The sequence below is a fragment of the Ochrobactrum sp. BTU2 genome (assembly GCF_024539785.1).
GTDB classification, from domain to species: Bacteria; Pseudomonadota; Alphaproteobacteria; order Rhizobiales; family Rhizobiaceae; genus Brucella; species Brucella anthropi.
Genome location: NZ_JAHWRG010000005.1, coordinates 37201 through 53216 on the forward strand (window position 1 = coordinate 37201; position 16016 = coordinate 53216).

The window sequence follows — 16016 nt, forward strand, 5'->3', positions numbered from 1 at the left end:
AGCAAGACGATGCTCACATCACCCGGCCATAAGGTAGAGTCCGCTCAGGGCAGCAAAGCCGCCAGCTATTCGCATCACTATCTGTCCCGTGCGCCCCTGCAGCAGGCGACCTGCTGCTAGACCGACACCGATGCCTGCCGCGTGGAGCAATGCCGTCGCAAGAGCAAACCCGGCGCCGTAGGAAAGAAACGCAGCGCTGCCGATTTCTCCGCCATGAGCATAGCCATGGAAGAATGCAAAGAAGCCGACGATAAGTGCCGCCGTCAGGGTCGATGCGCGGAATGCCATGGCGACAAGGAGGCCAAGCACTATCACTGACGCAAGGATGACCGGTTCGACATAGGGGAGTGATACTCCGCCAAGCGCTGCCACGAATCCCAGAAGCATGACACCGACAAAGCTCAAGGGAACGACGACGAGTGCGCGTCCACCAAGCATTGAAGCCCAAAGGCCAACGGCAACCATCGCAAGTATGTGGTCGGCACCGGAGAGGGGATGTGTAAACCCTGCGGCGAACGAACCGTGCTCTGCGGGATTGAGATGCGCGAATGCAGGGCTCGCCATCAAGGAGAGCAGGACGGCAATCAGGAGAGAAGTCCTTTTCATTTCAACTTCCTTTCAACAACAATGGCCATGCTCAGAAGGAGCCAAACATTGATCCCAGTACAAAAACCGCAACGAGCGATATGATCACGCCGACAATCACGGTCATGACCATGTCGAAATAGCTCGATGCATGGGTCTGCTTACTGATCTGCAGGAGAAGAAGCACCGTGCCGTTATGCGGCAGCGCATCCAGCGTACCGGCGCTGATGACGGTCAGGCGGTGCATGAGTTCGGGATTGATCCCGTACTGGATCGCGAGCCGCATATACTCTTCACCCAGCGCATTGAGCGCGATGGCCATGCCGCCGGATGCCGTTCCGGTGAGGGCTGCGAGCGCGTTCATGGCGACGACCAGTGAAACAAGCGGGCCGCCCGGCACTTCAAGCACGGCATCGCGAACCACCGCAAAAGCAGGCATTGCCGCCACGACTGCGCCAAAGCCGACGAGGCTTGCAATGGTGAGGATCGGCAGAACTGAGGAGTTGGCGCCTGCGTCGAGGCTTTCCCGGATTGCCCGAAGCCGCCCGAAATTGACTGCTATCAGGGTCAGGATAGCCGCTGCCAGTGCGATCAGAACTGCCCACAGGCCGATTGAGGAGCCAACATCGATCCCCCATGGTTCCTGTTCCAGAAACGAGAAATCGATACGGGGCAGGATGATGAGCGCCATCAGGAAATTGACGACGATGACCACAAGCAGGGGCAGAACCGCAAAGAAAAACGGCGGCTGATTGTCGGGACGTGCGCCGTGTTCGAATTCGGCCGGATCGAAATCGCCCGACAATGTTGACTGCTCTCTGACTTTCTCTGTGATTTCGAGATCGCCAGTGTCGTCGACATAGTTTTCGCCTGCGGCCCGCGCCTTGGCTTCGGCGCGCTGCAGCCACCACATGCCGAAGGCCAGTGTGATGATGGATGCGATGATCCCAAGCCCCGGTGCCGCAAAGGTTGTGGTTTCGAAATAGGGCATCGGAATAGCGTTGTTCGTGGAGGGCGTGCCCGGCATTGCCGACATGGTGAAAGTGAACGCGCCAAGCCCGATGGCGGCTGGCATCAGCCGCGCAGGAATATTGGCCGCCTTGAACATTTCACGTGCCATGGGCACCAGCACGAAAAAGGCGACAAACACGCTGACACCGCCATAGGTGACGACTGCCGATGCAAGCACGACGGAAAGCATGGTGCGTTTTACGCCCAGTTTCTCGGTCAGATACTTCGCGATGGACGTGATGGAGCCGCTATCGTCCATCAACTTTCCAAAAATGCCACCGAGCAGAAAGAGTGGAAACCATCGGCCGACGAAGCTGGCCGTCCCGCCCATGAAGGTCGATGTCCAGTTCGCCAGAAGAGGTTCACCGGAAATAAGCGCGGCGAGCAGTGCTGCTACAGGAGAAAGCAGAAGCACACTCCAGCCGCGATAGGCAAACCACATGAGTAGAGCTAGTCCGAGCAGTATTCCAAGCAAACCCATGCTATCTGACCCCTCAGTCGATGTAGGAAAGAATGCGTACGGAATTTACTGATGAAACTACTTTAGATGAAATAATTCAAGTACTATAATAAAATATGATGAGGCTGATGTGAGAAGACTTCCTAATCTCCACAAATAATGTCTATACTGCCATCTGTTTACTACAACGGCTTTGGTTGCGTCACTCAATTGTAACGTCAATTAAAATATCGTGATCGCTTTCAGCTTTGTGGCTTCCGTGCGATTTTTCGCCTGGTCGTCCAAGGCATAAAGAGGACTGCATGCCGGAAGTCGTCGCAATCCCATCCATCATGGTCAATCTCGGTCTGGCGCTCCTGCTCGGTTCTGCAATCGGGCTGGAACGTCAGATCAAACAACGTCATTCCGGTCTCGCCACACATGGCCTCGTGGCATTGGGTGCGGCAGCCTATGCTTCTCTACCCTACGCTCTTGGACTTGAAGGCGACCTCAGAATGGGCTCGCAAGTCGTTACGGGGATTGGCTTTCTCGGTGCTGGGCTGATTATCAAGGATGGCGCAAGCATCAAGGGGCTGAGTACTGCAGCTACGATCTGGAGCACGGGGGCAGTTGGCGTTCTCACCGGTTATGGACTGTGGCTTCTTGCCGTGGAGACGGCATTTTTCATTGTCTGCCTCAATGTCTCGCTGCCAAAAATTGCGGTTCTCGTGAACCGCTATTCCTTTGTCGAGCCGGAAATCGAACAATTCTATCTTGTGAAGTTCCGATGTCCTGCGGAAAGCGAGATTTCTGTGAGAGCGTTGCTAATCCAGACACTAGATCTGAAGAAGCTCCGGTTCCACGCGATCCGAAGCCACCACATAGAAGGCAGCGATGAAGTCGAGGTCGAGGCGACGCTATTCGCCGGCAAGGAAGACGATCGTCTGGTCGAAGGGCTGGTAGCGCAACTCTGCTTGCGTTCCAGCATCACGTCTACAAGCTGGTTGAAACTGGAAGATGGCGATTGGTCGGTAGCCCACTAAATTTGTTGCCTTCGGGCTGTACTATTATATCGAAACATGCACATACTTTCGCATTCGCAGTAACGCGTCCCTTTTAACATAGAGGGGTCTATAATGGACGTTCAGCAACTGCAGGTATTGGAACGCAAAACTGTCGAACAGAGAAAATGGAAAGGTTTTCTCGGGATCGGCGCTTTGCTTATGGCGGGCGGAATACTTTGCCTGTTCTTGCCTGTGTTCTCTGAATTCGCAGCCAGCACAATGTTTGGCCTCGTCCTTGTGGCTATCGGCGTCGTCTAGATAATCCAGTCGCTCTGGGTCAAAAGCTGGGCGGGCTTTGTCTGGCAGGAACTGTCCGGAGCAGTGGAGCTTGTCGGCGGGATCATGATCTATCTGAACCCGCTCAAGGGTGCCCTTGCCATCACTCTGTTGATTGCCATCGTGGTGTTTGTGCATGGTTTCCTTCAGCTGGCGCTATCCTGGAAAATCAAACCGGCAAGCGGCTGGTGGTGGTTTACGCTTTCCGGCCTGATCGCCTGGACTGCCAGCGCGGCACTGGTGGTAAAATGGCCCTGGACGCGTGACCTGCCATCAGGATCGATTGCGGGAATTGCACTGCTGATCGCTGGTGTCGCCTATATCGGAATAGCCTTGAGTACCCGAAATGCGTGAGTGATCGGTCGATTTCCGACCGGAGGGAGGACACGCAATTGAAGAAGACTCTCGTTCGTCGTTCTGTGAACGCTGCCTTTGTAGCCGTGTTGTCGCCTTTGCTTCTGCAGCCAAGTCTGGCTCAGCAAGCTCCAACTGGCGCGGCGCCTCCCGTGATCGTGCGCCAGGTGGAACTGGCACCTGCGACTGCACCGCTTCGTTTCAACGGGCAGATCGAGGCGATTGAAGCTGTTGATATTCAGGCGCGGATCACCGGTTTCCTGAAGGAAAAGGCGTTCGAGCAGGGCGCTGCGGTCAAGGCAGGCGATCTCCTCTTTGAAATTGAGCCAGACCAGATGCAGGCGGCAGTTATGTCTGCTGAGGCACAGGTTGCACGTGCCGAAGCTGCCCAGAATGCCGCACGACAATCATTGTCGCGAACGCGGACGCTCGCCAACCGCAACACCGCTTCGCAAGCTTCCCTCGACGATGCACAGGCAGCGTTTGATATCGCGACTGCGGATGTGCGGAACGCAGAAGCCGCGCTCAACAATGCGCGGCTCAATCTCTCCTATACGCAGGTCAGATCACCAATCAACGGGACAATAGGGCGCTCGCTCTTTACCGTCGGCAACCTCGTTGGCCCGGGCATGGGACCGCTCGCGCGCATTGTGCAGCTTGATCCCGTGCGTGTTGTGTTTTCGATCACGGACCGCGCTCTGATTGCTATTCGCCAGAAGGAAGCAGGAGGCGGGACAGTCAATCCCGAAAGCTTCAAGCTGACTTTGATGCTGGCCAACGGAACGCAATATGGCGAGCGGGGAAACATCCAGTTCATCGACAATGAAGTGAGCGCGCAGACCGGCACAGTGGCGGTGCGCGCCCTGTTCGCCAATCCCAACCATATTCTGGTTCCGGGGCAGGTGGTTGCCGTCAATCTGCTGGATGAAACGGTTGGTGAGTTGCCGATAGTTCCCATGTCTTCCGTGTTGCAGGACCGGCAGGGCAAATATGTCTATGTTCTCAACGAGGGTAATACGGTTTCCCGGCGTGCGATCGTGACCGGCACGCGTATCGACAATGGCTGGTCGGTTACAGATGGCCTCAAGGCTGGTGAAACGATTGTCGTCGAGGGCTTGCAACGCATCGCCGATGGGCAGGCCGTATCCCCGCGTGACCCGATCTCCGGTACTGCAGGGGTGGGGCAATGATTTCCGAAGTCTTCATACGACGAACCCGCCTCGCAATCGTCATCTCGATCATCATTTCTATCGCCGGTGCGATTGCGATCTTTTCATTGCCCATCCAGCAATATCCGCAGATTACGCCGCCGACAGTGAACGTATCGGCAGTCTATCCCGGTGCGAGTGCGGAGGTGATTGCCGACGTTGTCGGTGGCCCGCTGGAAACGGCAATCAATGGCGTGGATGGCATGATGTATATGTCATCGACCAGCTCCAACGCCGGGCAGTATTCGCTGTCGGTCACTTTTGAAGTCGGGACTGATCCCGAACTGGCGCAGATCAATGTTCAAAACCGGGCGCAACTGGCGATTTCCCGACTGCCCGCGGCAGTGGCGCAGCAAGGCGTGTCGGTCCGTTCCCGTTCGCCCGATTTCGTGCTGGGCATTGCATTCTATTCGCCGGACGATAGCCTCAACGCGCTTGAGATCACCAATTTCACCACGACTACGATTGTCGATGCAATCTCGCGCGTACCCGGCGTCGGCGAAGCGAGTGTTGTGGGCGCATCCGAATATTCGATGCGCGTCTGGCTCAACCCGCAAAGAATGGATGCGCTGGGCATAACCGTCGATGAAGTGTCGGCGGCGATCCAGCGTCAGAATATTCAGGCAACGCTGGGGCAGGCGGGCGCGCCGCCGATGCGGGTGGGCACCGAACTTCAATATACGCTGGTGGCACAAGGGCGGCTTCGCGATACGGATGAATTTGGAGGCATTGTCATCCGCACCGGGGCGGACGGAGCAAAAGTGTTTCTGCGCGACATTGCACGTCTTGAACTTGGCGCACGTAACTATGCGTCGCGCGCAAGTTTTGCCGGTCATGAGTCGGCCATGCTGCAGATCAACCAGTCGCCCGATGCCAATGCGATCCAGACCGCGACTGCCGTGCAGGCAGAGCTTGAACGTCTGTCGTCCAGATTTCCTTCGGGACTGCAATATCATGTCGTCTACGATGCGACCCGGTTTGTCGAGGCAAGCCTGCAACTGACTGCGCGAACATTGTTCGAAGCTTTCGTGATCGTGCTCGTGGTGACATTCATCTTTCTGCAGGACTGGCGGGCGACGCTCATTTCAGCGCTTGCCATTCCGGCCTCGATGTTGGGTGCGGTCGCGGTGCTGCTCGCCGTTGGCTATTCGCTGAATATGATTTCCCTGCTGGCGCTTGTCCTCGCCATCGGGCTTGTGGTGGACGACGCAATTCTGGTCGTTGAAAACGTCAAGCACGTGCTGGATGATACGCCCGATATCTCGGTCATTGAGGCCACGCGCAAGGCTATGCACCAGATCACCGGGCCGATTATTTCCACAACGCTGGTTCTGCTGGCTGTGGTCACGCCCACGGCGTTTCTGGAAGGCATTGGCGGGCAGCTCTACCGGCAATTCGCAGTCACGATCTCGTCGGCGCTGATCCTTTCGTCGTTCGTAGCCCTGACGCTCAGTCCGGCGCTTGCAGCGCTTTTGCTCAAGCGCGGACAGGGAGGCTACAAGCGCGGTCCTCTGGCGTGGTTTTCAAGCTTCATGGAGAAAACCCGCAACGGCTATGGCAAGATCGTCGGCTTTCTGGTGAAATACTGGATAGTGCCGGTTGCCGGCATCGTCGCCTGTTTCGCGTTGGCCTATTTCGTTTTCGTCAATCTTCCCGCGACGTTCTTGCCCGACGAGGATCAGGGCGCGCTTTTTGTCGACATCCAGCTGCCAAGTGCGGCCTCGCTCGACCGCACAAACCTGATTGTCGAGAATGTGCGTAAGGTTCTGAGCGAGACCGAAGGCGTTCAGGATGTCATAACGGTTGCCGGATTCAGCATCCTGCAGTCGACCAGCACGCCCAACGGCGCCATGGCGGTTGCCGCCCTTACACCATGGGAAGATCGTGAGACAGAGGCGCTGCAGCTCAACAACATCATCAACACCTTGCGTGCCCAGTTTTCGCAGGTGCCGGGCGCAAATATCTCGGTATTTGCACCACCTGCAATTGCGGGCATCGGTGCTGTTGGCGGTCTTGATTTCCGTCTGCAGGCCTTGCAGGGCCAGCCTCCGCAGGAAATAGCGCAGGTGACCAGCGCTTTGCTCGGTTACTTCAATCGGCGGCCGGAAATCGGTGGTGCGGCAACCACGTTCAACGCGAATGTGCCGCAGATCTATGTCGATGTGGATCGTGCCCGCGCGGAAGCCCTTGGCCTTAGTGTGTCGGATATTTACGCCTCTATCGGTGCGAATTTCGGCTCGCGCTATGTCAATGATTTCACGCTGAATGGCCGTGTGTTTCAGGTCAATCTTCAGGCCGATTCCGATTTCCGCGCGCATAGCGAGGATATTCTGAAACTCCACGTCAGGAGCCGGAACGGAACCATGGTGCCATTGCGGAGCGTGGTGTCGTTGACCACGGTATTGGCGCCTTTCGTCATCACCCGCTACAACCTCTCGGTTTCGGCGCAGGTGAATGCTGTCCCGGCTCCCGGCTCCAGTAGCGGACAGGCCATGGCGGCCATGGAACAGGTCGCTTCGGAAGCTCTCCCAGATGGCTATGGTTACGAGTGGTCGGGACTGTCTTTCCAGGAAAGCAGAAGCAGCGGTCAGGAGGTAATCGTCTTCGCGCTTGCCTTCCTCTTCGCCTATCTCTTCCTTGTTGCCCAATATGAAAGCTGGGCATTGCCAGCGGTGGTTATCCTTTCGCTGGGTGCTGCGCTGCTGGGGGCTGTTGCCGCTCTTACATTCTTCGGGCTGCAGAACAGCCTCTATGTCCAGATCGCGATGGTGTTGCTGATCGGGCTGGCGGCAAAGAATGCGATCCTGATCGTGGAGTTCGCCAAGGAAAAACGCGAGGCCGGTCTGACAGCCGCAGAAGCGGCCCGTACAGGAGCCGAGCAGCGTTTCCGCGCCGTCATGATGACGGCCGTATCGTTCATCCTTGGTATTCTTCCCCTTATCCTGTCTTCGGGCGCGGGCGCCGGTGCACGTCAGGCTGTCGGTGTGACGATCTTCGGCGGAATGCTTGCCGCGACCACGATTGGGTTGATTCTCACCCCCGGTCTCTACTTCGTCATCCAGCGCCTGAGCGAGCGTCTCGGACGGCAAACGGATGAGAAAAAGGATACCGCCTCTGAAACAGTACATGAGTGAAGCCTCACGGAGTCTTCGACCTATTGTCCGATACTGGGGAACTGAATGACCGAGACAAAATCACAGAGCATCGACCGGCGCGATTTCATGCTCGCATCCATTGCGGCAGCAGGGTCCGTTGCGCTCGCATCCGGGCAGGCACAGGCCCAGACGGGTGATGCAAAACCGGATACCGACGGCAAGGGTTCAGGCACGGTCTATACCGGTGATGTCATAGACGGTAAGCGCGTGATTTCCTTTCTCGATATTTCCGATCTGGAAGCGGGCAAGCGGCACAATTTCTATTTCCAGGGCGTGCAGATGCCGACGGGCCAGCATTGGCATGTTTCGGTCACGGTGATGAAGGGCAAGTTGCCCGGCAAGCGGATCGGATTGATCAGTGGCGTGCACGGCGACGAAATGAGCCCGGTGCACACATTGCACACCATCGTGAATCAGCTCGACCCGCAAAAAATGTCCGGCTCTGTTGTCGCTGTCTTCGATCTGTCTCGCCCGGCGCTTGAAGCAATGGCAAGGCGATGGCCGAGTTCAGGACGCGGGATTGACCTTATCGATATCAACCGGCTGTTTCCGGGTAACGAGAACGCACCGGAAGCCGCGGCACGCCACGCTTGGCTGGTGTTCAATCACCTGCTGCGACCCAATCTCGACTACGGGATCGATTTTCATACCGCAGCCACTGGTATGGATATGGCCTCATTTCATCTGGCGCGAATGGACCTGCCGGAAGTTCGGGCGATGGCTGAGCTTTATCCGATAGAGCAGATTTTCGACAATTTCGGCGCCCACGGCCTTCTCGCAAATGCACTGATCGATGAGGGTATTCCAGCCTTCACGCCAGAAATAGGCCGACCGCGTATCTTCGATCATGCGATGATTGCCCTTTTTGTCGAAGGCACCATGAATGTTCTCAAACACCATAAGGTCATTGAAGGCAATATAGGCAAAACCAGCAAGGATTCCGGTCTCTTCGCTGCGGATGGAATGGCGCCGGTTCTGACGACACATGGCGGGTTTATCGAACATCACGTTGAACTCAATGAGCAGGTGCAAGCGGGACAAAAAGTGGCTAGTCAGAGAAATTCATTCGGGGAAGTCGTGGCTGAATATTCCGCGCCCGTGGCGGGCAAAGTCGGTGCCAGGCGTACCGATGCCTCATGCGAGCCGGGCACGCCGATCGTCTTCCTCTTATTTGATAGCGCAACCGCGACCGGAACCGGTGGTTTGGCCGAATAAGCGCAATAAAACCTGCAACAGATGAGAGCATGAACATGAAGGTCAGACATTTCTTACTGACAGCGCTGGTCGCCGTCAGCTTCGGCGTTCCAAATGGCGCGAGCGCTCAGGACAAGACCGAATCTGAACGGAATCTCGAAGCTTTCCCGGCAGCACCGTCGGGCTCTTACCGTTATGTCATCCATCTTCCGCCACTGGAGAAAGAACAGGATGCCAAGGTTGAAATTATCGCGGGCCGCAACGCAACCGTGGACTGCAATATCAGCTGGTTTGGTGGAAGTTTAACGCCGAGCACCGTCGAGGGCTGGGGCTTTGACTATTTCACTCTGGCGGCAAGCGACCGCATGTCGGGCACGCTCATGGCTTGTCCGGAGGACAGCAAGCGAACCGATTTCGTGCCGGTTCGGGGTGAGAACTTCATGCTCCGCTACAACAGCCGGCTTCCGATCGTCATCTATGCGAAAGATGGCTTTGAAATCCGCTATAGAATCTGGAAGCCATCCGACGAAAAGCTCAACGCGAAACGAGGATAGCAGACCCTCGATAAGTTCAGGTGGAGTGATGAAACAATGCCCGGATGCTCAGCATCCGGGCATTGTTTGTATCCGACTTACTGGCTGAAATTCCGCCCATCGGCACGTTTTGAAAAACGCAACACGATGAACCCGGCGAGACCGGCAACGAGCGAGCCAATCAATATCCCGATTTTCGCTTCGTTCTGCAGCAACACGTCATCGAAAGCGAGAAGCGAGATGAAGAGGCTCATCGTGAAGCCGATACCGCACAGAAGCGTCGTTCCCAGCATTTGCGGCCAGCTTGCCCCGGCGGGCAGGCCGACGATTCCGGTTTTCACCAGCAGCAACACCGCGCCAAATATGCCGACAAGCTTGCCGATGGCCAGACCGGCGGCAACACCCATCGTCACCGGTGCGAAGAAGGCTTCCATGCCGAGACCGGAGAAGCTGACGCCTGCATTGGCGAAACCGAATATGGGCACGATGATGAACGAAACCGGCTTGATGAGGCTATGCTCGAGCAGATGCAACGGGCTTTCGGAGACGGTCGCTTCAGGCTTCGCGGGGGTGCGCTTGATCGGAATGGTCAGCGCAAGCAAAACGCCTGCAATGGTCGCGTGAACGCCCGAGCGATAGGTGAAGAACCACAGCACGAGGCCCAGCAGAAGATAAGGTGTCAGACGCTTCACGCCGCTCAGGTTCAAGGCGACCAAGGCAGCGACGACTGCTGCAGCCAAACCAAGGTCCATCAGTGAAACGCCGGTTGTATAAAACAATCCGATGACAATCACTGCGCCGAGGTCGTCAATGATGGCAAGAGCTGCAAGAAACACCTTCAGCGATGTCGGAACTCTTGGCCCCAGCAAGGAAATAACACCGAGCGCGAACGCGATATCGGTCGCCGCCGGGATCGCCCAACCATGGGCAGCACCGTTATTGAGATTGAAGGCAAGGTAGACGAGCGCCGGCACTGCCATGCCTGCCGCTGCTGCTGCACCGGGCAGAATGCGGCGTGGCCATGACGAAAGGTGGCCGTCAACCATCTCGCGCTTGATCTCCAGCCCGACCATGAGGAAGAACACTGCCATCAGCGCGTCATTGACCCAGTGCTGGACAGAAAGCGGTCCGAGATAGGCATGAAGGGCGCCAAAATAAGCTTCTGAAAACTGCGAGTTCGCCACCAGCAATGCCGCTGCTGCAGAAGCTATAAGCAGCAGGCCGCCTGACGACTCACTATCAAGAAAATTGCGTATAGTATTTTGAATGCGACCAGCCATGGCAGCTCCCTGACAGAAACGGTTAAAAACAGTCTCCGTATTCAGGGTAATCCCTGGGCGCACGCAGCACACGCCATGAAGCCAAGATAGCGACAAATTCTGCGCTTTCAAGTCGTTTATGGAGTTGGAATTCGATTTCTGACGGTATTTATGTGGTGTTACAAGTAAATATGTATAGTTTTTGATTTTTATTTAAATTACTCGATGATTTATCATATTGTAGTTTTATAAATCTTGTTATTTCTTGTTTATCGAGGTTTTAATTTTGATAGAATACCGCTTCGGGCTTTGAGGTTATATCAAAATTCAGCAGGTCTGGCCAATGGCGGACTGGACGCTTGACAAGCCGCGCCCAGCTTTCCATGCTCGGCGACACAATTTGAACAAAATTATTCTGGGAACGGAGAGCAGATATGACAATGGGAAAGTTCACCCGGCGCGGTGTGGTTGCTGCTTTTGCAGGAATTGTGGCTGTCGGAGCCAGCATCGCTCTTGCACAGGCTCCCGCCTTCTTTCGTATAGGCACCGGAGGAACAGCGGGCACCTATTATCCGATCGGTGGCTTGATCGCCAACGCGATTTCCGGGGCAGGGGATAAAGGCGTTCCCGGTCTGGTGGCGACGGCGGTTTCATCGAACGGTTCGGTCGCCAATATCAACGCTATTCAGTCCGGATCGCTGGAATCCGGCTTCACCCAGTCGGACGTGGCTTACTGGGCGCATACCGGCACCGGTCTTTATGACGGCAAGGGCAAGGTCGAAGATCTGCGCCTGATTGCTACGCTCTACCCCGAAACCATTCATCTGGTCGCCCGCAAGGATGCAGGAATCAAATCCGTTGCCGATCTCAAGGGAAAACGCGTTTCCATCGATGAACCGGGATCGGGTACGATCGTTGATGCCCGCATCGTGTTGGAAGCGTATGGATTGAGCGAAAGCGACATCAAGGCTGAACATCTGAAGCCGGGACCTGCAGGAGAGCGTCTGAAGGACGGCGCGCTCGATGCCTATTTCTTCGTTGGCGGCTATCCGACCGGCGCAATCTCGGAGCTTGCCACATCGAACGGCATATCGCTGGTTCCGATTTCCGGTCCGGATGCGCAGAAGATTCTTGAGAAATACTCGTTCTTCTCGAAGGATGCTGTTCCTGCCGATACCTACAAGGATGTCGGTCAGACCGAGACTCTGGCAGTCGCGGCGCAATGGGTGACGAGCGCCAAGCAACCGGATGAACTCGTCTACAACATCACCAAAACCCTGTTTAACGACGACAGCCGAAAAGCACTCGATGCCGGGCACGCAAAGGGCAAGCTCATCAAGCTTGATACGGCAACGACCAGCCTTGGCATTCCGCTACATCCCGGCGCAGAACGCTTCTACAAGGAAGCAGGCGTTCTGAAATAAGCCGACCATTCCGGTTCGGATGAACAAGTTGCACGGAGTTTCACCGGAACTCCGTGCATTTGCTTCCAGTCCGGTACAAAGCATCTTTCAGGTATATAAGCATTTCAAAACAAGCGATTAGAGTGTTTTTTGATTCAAGTGGATCAGCTGCACTCTGGATGGAGAGGCCAGTATGGTGAGCGAGCAAGAGGCGAAACTGTCGCCCATGGAACTGGATGAAGCCAAGGCGCGCGAGCTTGAAGAGAAATTCGACTCCGAGATTCGTTTTCGCCCGCTGGGGCCGCTCGCAGCCCGCATCGTTGGCGCGCTGCTGATCGCACTTTCCATCTTCCACTATTACACTGCGGGTTTCGGCCTTCTGTCGGAAATGGTGCATCGCGGTATTCACCTTTCCTTCGTACTCGGTCTCGTCTTTCTTGTTTTCCCGTTTTCCCGCAAGGGATACGACAAGCCCACCACATCGTCGTGGCTGAGACCGCTTGGCATTTCCATTATCGATTGGGCGCTGGCAATCATCGCGGTCGTGTCCGTCGCCCACGTTCCAATGATACCGCTCGACGATCTGGCTTTCCGCGTCGGCAATCCGACGACCACGGATGTCGTTCTCGGCGGCCTTCTCATTCTGGTCCTTCTGGAAGCGACGCGACGCTCCGTCGGCTGGCCACTGCCGATCATATCGGTCCTGTTCATGCTCTATGCGCTCTATGGGCAGCATATGCCGGGCATTCTCGTGCATCCGGGTGCAACGGTTAGCCAGCTTGTCGATCATCTTTATCTGACGACACAAGGTATCTACGGTATCGCGCTCGGTGTGGTCGCGACCTATGTTTTCCATTTCGTGCTGTTTGGGGTTTTTGCAACCCGCATCGGTCTCGGTCAGCTGTTTCTGGACTGCGCGGCCTGGGTAGCAGGCCGTTTCGCAGGCGGTCCGGCAAAGGTCTCCATTTTTGGCTCCGCCTTGTTCGGCATGATTTCGGGCTCATCGGTCGCCAATACGGTGACAGTCGGTTCGCTGACGATCCCGGCGATGATCCGGCTCGGTTATAAACGCCACTTTGCCGCTGCCGTGGAATCAGCATCATCGACAGGCGGGCAGATCACGCCGCCGATCATGGGCGCTGCGGCGTTCCTGATGATCGAATTTCTGAACCTGCCTTACACGACGATCATTCTGGCAGCCATCGTGCCAGCCTTCATGCATTTCTTCGGCGTTCTGATGCAGGTTCATTTCGAAGCCAAGCGCAACGGCTTGCGCGGCATGACGAAGGAAGAACTGCCTGACCTGAAGGAAGCATTCAAGCGCGACTGGCCGACCGTTATTCCACTGATCGTGCTGATCGGTGTTCTGCTGTCGGGTTATACGCCTTATCTGGCTGCGTTCTGGGGCATTACGCTCTGTATTGCGGTGGGATTGCTTAATCCGCGCAAGCGCATGTCGATAGGCGAGATTTTTGACGGACTGCGCGACGGCGCCAAATATGCGCTCGCCGTTGGCGCTGCGGCGGCGACCGTCGGCATTATTGTCGGCGTGGTGACGCTTACCGGCGTTGGCTTCAAGATTTCCTATATCGTGACGTCGACTGCAGGCCAGCTTGCCACCTATTTCGGTACCATTCTGCCTGCCGCCTGGTTCGGTCCGCAGACACTGACGCTGCTTTTCACGCTCGTCATGACGGGGATTGTCTGCATTCTGATGGGCTGTGGAATTCCGACGACAGCCAATTATATCATCATGGCGACAATTGCCGCGCCCGCGCTGGGGCTGCTGGGTGTTGAGCCCATTGTGGCTCACTTCTTCGTCTTTTATTACGGGGTGCTGGCGGATATCACGCCGCCTGTTGCGCTTGCCGCCTATGCGGCGGCAGGTATGGCGGGCGCCGATCCGTTCAAGACAGGCAATACGGCCTTCCGGCTCGGACTCGGCAAGGTGCTCGTGCCGTTTGTCTTCGTCTTCTCTCCGTCACTCCTGCTGGTTACATCGGACTTCAACTGGCCGGATTTCCTGGTGGCGTTCCTTGGTTGCGCCATAGGTATCACCGCTCTGGGTGCCGCATTGTCAGGTTTCTTCCTGGTGCGGACCAAGGCGTGGGAAAATGTCCTGATGATTTTTGCAGCCATTCTTCTGGTCGCGCCGGAGATTTACTCGTCGATCGTGGGGCTGCTGCTGCTGGTGCCGGTTGTGGTTCGCCATCTCTCTTCGGTGAGGCAGCCACAGGCTGTGTAGGGATTATCGGATCGATGACGCACGGTCGGCAACAAGCCATGCGTCATCGCCGAAACAGCGTTACTGGTTGATTTCAGGCTCGACGAGCTTCTTCAGCTTGTCCAGACATTCTTGCCAGCCGAGATAACAGGCTTCAGCCAGAATTATATCGGGGACGCCCTGCTGTTCGATGTTGATTTCCGTTCCGACCGAAACGGCTTTCAAGGTTATCGTGACCTTCATTTCGCCGGGCAGGTTCGGATCGTCGAAACTGTCCGTATAGACCAGCCGTTCTCCCGGAACGAGTTCCACATATGTGCCGCCAAAGGAATGGCTGTGGCCGGTTGTGAAATTCCGGAACGACATTCTGTGTTTGCCGCCGACCTTTGCGTCCAGTTCATAGACGGTGCAAGTGAAGCCATATGGCGGCAACCAGCTGGCCACCGCATCCGGCTCGACGAATGCGCGATAAACCTTCTCCGGCTTGGTGGCAAATACACGGTGCAGGCGAATAGTGCTGGGCATGGTTTCCTCCCTTTGTCGGTTTTCTGTTCAATGGGTATTGGCGGGGTGTTTGAAGAGCAGGCTTATATACCGCTTGAGATGGTCGACACTTTCCACCGCACGCAGCGGATCACCGCTTGCCTTGGCGATGATGAAAGCGCCTTGAATGACCGCCTGCGTATGCAGAGCCAGGCTTTCAGCGGTGAACTCACCTGCAACCGGATAGCGTTCCATCGCGGCTGCGATATCCGGAACAAGCGTGTCTGCATGGCTTGAAATGCTGTCCCAGCAGGCATCGCGGATCACGGAATTGGTCTCGTAGACCTCCTGTGTCATGGTGCCGACGAGACAGGTGAAATCAGGCAACTCGCCTTGAATCAGCTGCTTACGCAACTCGACATAGGCCAGCACGCGCTCAAGCGGGTCTTCGGGAGCATGATAGGTGGCCTCCGCAAAGAACGTGCCGGTCATTTCCGACCAGTAATTCGCGGCAGCAACGGCCAGATCTTCCTTGCTGGAAAAATGATGAAAGAAAGCACCTTTGGATAAGGACGCTTTGTTGCAGATGTCATCGACCGTCGTTGCGGCATAACCCTTGGTGCGAATAACGCTTAATGCTGCATCAAGCAGGTTGGACCGGGTCATTGGATTTTGTTTGCGTGCCATAATCGTGCTCCTTAAGATACAATACCAACTGGTTGGTATGAAATCAAGTGGCCAACTGACGTATCACTATTTGCTGCGGGGAGGGCTGTCGGTGATTGCGATGCGGATGATTCTGAAAGTTGGTTTGGATTCGAGTGCATG

At 56.0% G+C, this 16016-nt stretch carries 14 protein-coding genes; 9 read left to right on the forward strand and 5 right to left on the reverse strand.

All coding sequences use genetic code 11. From position 1 onward, the window contains the following. Window positions 1-18 precede the first annotated feature (18 nt). Together KWJ32_RS16040 and KWJ32_RS16045 are read right to left on the reverse strand one after the other, a co-directional pair. Window positions 19-606, reverse strand: a complete 588-nt coding sequence (locus tag KWJ32_RS16040) for a HupE/UreJ family protein (RefSeq protein ID WP_012092272.1) — start codon at window positions 604-606, stop codon at window positions 19-21. Window positions 607-637: 31 nt separating this feature from the next. After that, window positions 638-2077, reverse strand: coding sequence for an SLC13 family permease (locus KWJ32_RS16045; RefSeq protein WP_010661158.1), 1440 nt, complete (start codon window positions 2075-2077; stop codon window positions 638-640). Window positions 2078-2358: 281 nt separating this feature from the next. On the opposite strand from KWJ32_RS16045, the gene KWJ32_RS16050 reads away from it, so the two are divergent. The 7 genes from KWJ32_RS16050 to eco all read left to right on the forward strand — a co-directional run bounded on the left by KWJ32_RS16050 (window position 2359) and on the right by eco (window position 9840). After that, entirely contained in the window at window positions 2359-3078 is a 720-nt protein-coding gene (locus tag KWJ32_RS16050) for an MgtC/SapB family protein (protein ID WP_012092270.1), read from the forward strand. Window positions 3079-3171: 93 nt separating this feature from the next. Continuing rightward, on the forward strand, window positions 3172-3357 hold the full coding sequence (locus KWJ32_RS16055; RefSeq protein WP_256886150.1) for a hypothetical protein: 186 nt from the start codon (window positions 3172-3174) through the stop codon (window positions 3355-3357). Between the two features lie 63 nt (window positions 3358-3420). Then, window positions 3421-3729 carry a DUF308 domain-containing protein gene (locus tag KWJ32_RS16060; protein ID WP_256886151.1) on the forward strand — a complete coding sequence of 103 codons (309 nt, stop codon included), beginning with the start codon at window positions 3421-3423 and terminating at the stop codon, window positions 3727-3729. Window positions 3730-3767: 38 nt separating this feature from the next. Then, entirely contained in the window at window positions 3768-4919 is a 1152-nt protein-coding gene (locus tag KWJ32_RS16065) for an efflux RND transporter periplasmic adaptor subunit (RefSeq protein ID WP_012092269.1), read from the forward strand. Beyond that, complete coding sequence (locus KWJ32_RS16070) at window positions 4916-8071, forward strand: efflux RND transporter permease subunit (RefSeq protein ID WP_029925029.1); 3156 nt, start codon at window positions 4916-4918, stop codon at window positions 8069-8071. The genes KWJ32_RS16065 and KWJ32_RS16070 overlap by 4 nt, the downstream gene beginning before the upstream one ends. A gap of 45 nt (window positions 8072-8116) precedes the next feature. Further along, window positions 8117-9307: a succinylglutamate desuccinylase/aspartoacylase family protein gene (locus KWJ32_RS16075; RefSeq protein WP_040129370.1), complete on the forward strand. Its 1191-nt coding sequence runs from the start codon at window positions 8117-8119 to the stop codon at window positions 9305-9307. A gap of 35 nt (window positions 9308-9342) precedes the next feature. Next, a complete protein-coding gene (eco, locus tag KWJ32_RS16080; RefSeq protein ID WP_256886152.1) occupies window positions 9343-9840 on the forward strand; it encodes a serine protease inhibitor ecotin in 498 nt (165 codons plus the stop codon). 77 nt (window positions 9841-9917) lie between these two features. On the opposite strand, the gene nhaA is transcribed toward eco, so the two are convergent. Continuing rightward, window positions 9918-11099 carry a Na+/H+ antiporter NhaA gene (gene nhaA, locus KWJ32_RS16085; RefSeq protein ID WP_010661165.1) on the reverse strand — a complete coding sequence of 394 codons (1182 nt, stop codon included), beginning with the start codon at window positions 11097-11099 and terminating at the stop codon, window positions 9918-9920. Window positions 11100-11512: 413 nt separating this feature from the next. On the opposite strand from nhaA, the gene KWJ32_RS16090 reads away from it, so the two are divergent. Continuing rightward, window positions 11513-12502: a TAXI family TRAP transporter solute-binding subunit gene (locus KWJ32_RS16090; protein WP_256886153.1), complete on the forward strand. Its 990-nt coding sequence runs from the start codon at window positions 11513-11515 to the stop codon at window positions 12500-12502. 172 nt (window positions 12503-12674) lie between these two features. Next, complete coding sequence (locus KWJ32_RS16095; RefSeq protein WP_010661167.1) at window positions 12675-14726, forward strand: TRAP transporter permease; 2052 nt, start codon at window positions 12675-12677, stop codon at window positions 14724-14726. A 60-nt stretch (window positions 14727-14786) separates the two neighbouring features. Here the strand turns inward: KWJ32_RS16095 and KWJ32_RS16100 are convergent, their stop codons facing one another. Both KWJ32_RS16100 and KWJ32_RS16105 read right to left on the reverse strand, forming a co-directional pair. Further along, window positions 14787-15230 (reverse strand): SRPBCC family protein, encoded by a 444-nt coding sequence (locus KWJ32_RS16100; protein ID WP_040129368.1) that lies wholly within the window; start codon window positions 15228-15230, stop codon window positions 14787-14789. A 27-nt stretch (window positions 15231-15257) separates the two neighbouring features. Next, window positions 15258-15875 (reverse strand): TetR/AcrR family transcriptional regulator, encoded by a 618-nt coding sequence (locus KWJ32_RS16105; RefSeq protein ID WP_010661169.1) that lies wholly within the window; start codon window positions 15873-15875, stop codon window positions 15258-15260. Between the last annotated feature and the right edge of the window lie 141 nt (window positions 15876-16016).

What these genes read in the sequence shown, in the direction of transcription:
- KWJ32_RS16040 (WP_012092272.1), bottom strand. Translation starts at nt 606, where the DNA reads ATGAAAAGGACTTCTCTCCTGATTGCCGTCCTGCTCTCCTTGATGGCG.
- KWJ32_RS16045 (WP_010661158.1), bottom strand. Translation starts at nt 2,077, where the DNA reads ATGGGTTTGCTTGGAATACTGCTCGGACTAGCTCTACTCATGTGGTTT.
- KWJ32_RS16050 (WP_012092270.1), top strand. Translation starts at nt 2,359, where the DNA reads ATGCCGGAAGTCGTCGCAATCCCATCCATCATGGTCAATCTCGGTCTG.
- KWJ32_RS16055 (WP_256886150.1), top strand. Translation starts at nt 3,172, where the DNA reads ATGGACGTTCAGCAACTGCAGGTATTGGAACGCAAAACTGTCGAACAG.
- KWJ32_RS16070 (WP_029925029.1), top strand. Translation starts at nt 4,916, where the DNA reads ATGATTTCCGAAGTCTTCATACGACGAACCCGCCTCGCAATCGTCATC.
- KWJ32_RS16075 (WP_040129370.1), top strand. Translation starts at nt 8,117, where the DNA reads ATGACCGAGACAAAATCACAGAGCATCGACCGGCGCGATTTCATGCTC.
- eco (WP_256886152.1), top strand. Translation starts at nt 9,343, where the DNA reads ATGAAGGTCAGACATTTCTTACTGACAGCGCTGGTCGCCGTCAGCTTC.
- nhaA (WP_010661165.1), bottom strand. Translation starts at nt 11,099, where the DNA reads ATGGCTGGTCGCATTCAAAATACTATACGCAATTTTCTTGATAGTGAG.
- KWJ32_RS16090 (WP_256886153.1), top strand. Translation starts at nt 11,513, where the DNA reads ATGACAATGGGAAAGTTCACCCGGCGCGGTGTGGTTGCTGCTTTTGCA.
- KWJ32_RS16095 (WP_010661167.1), top strand. Translation starts at nt 12,675, where the DNA reads ATGGTGAGCGAGCAAGAGGCGAAACTGTCGCCCATGGAACTGGATGAA.
- KWJ32_RS16100 (WP_040129368.1), bottom strand. Translation starts at nt 15,230, where the DNA reads ATGCCCAGCACTATTCGCCTGCACCGTGTATTTGCCACCAAGCCGGAG.
- KWJ32_RS16105 (WP_010661169.1), bottom strand. Translation starts at nt 15,875, where the DNA reads ATGGCACGCAAACAAAATCCAATGACCCGGTCCAACCTGCTTGATGCA.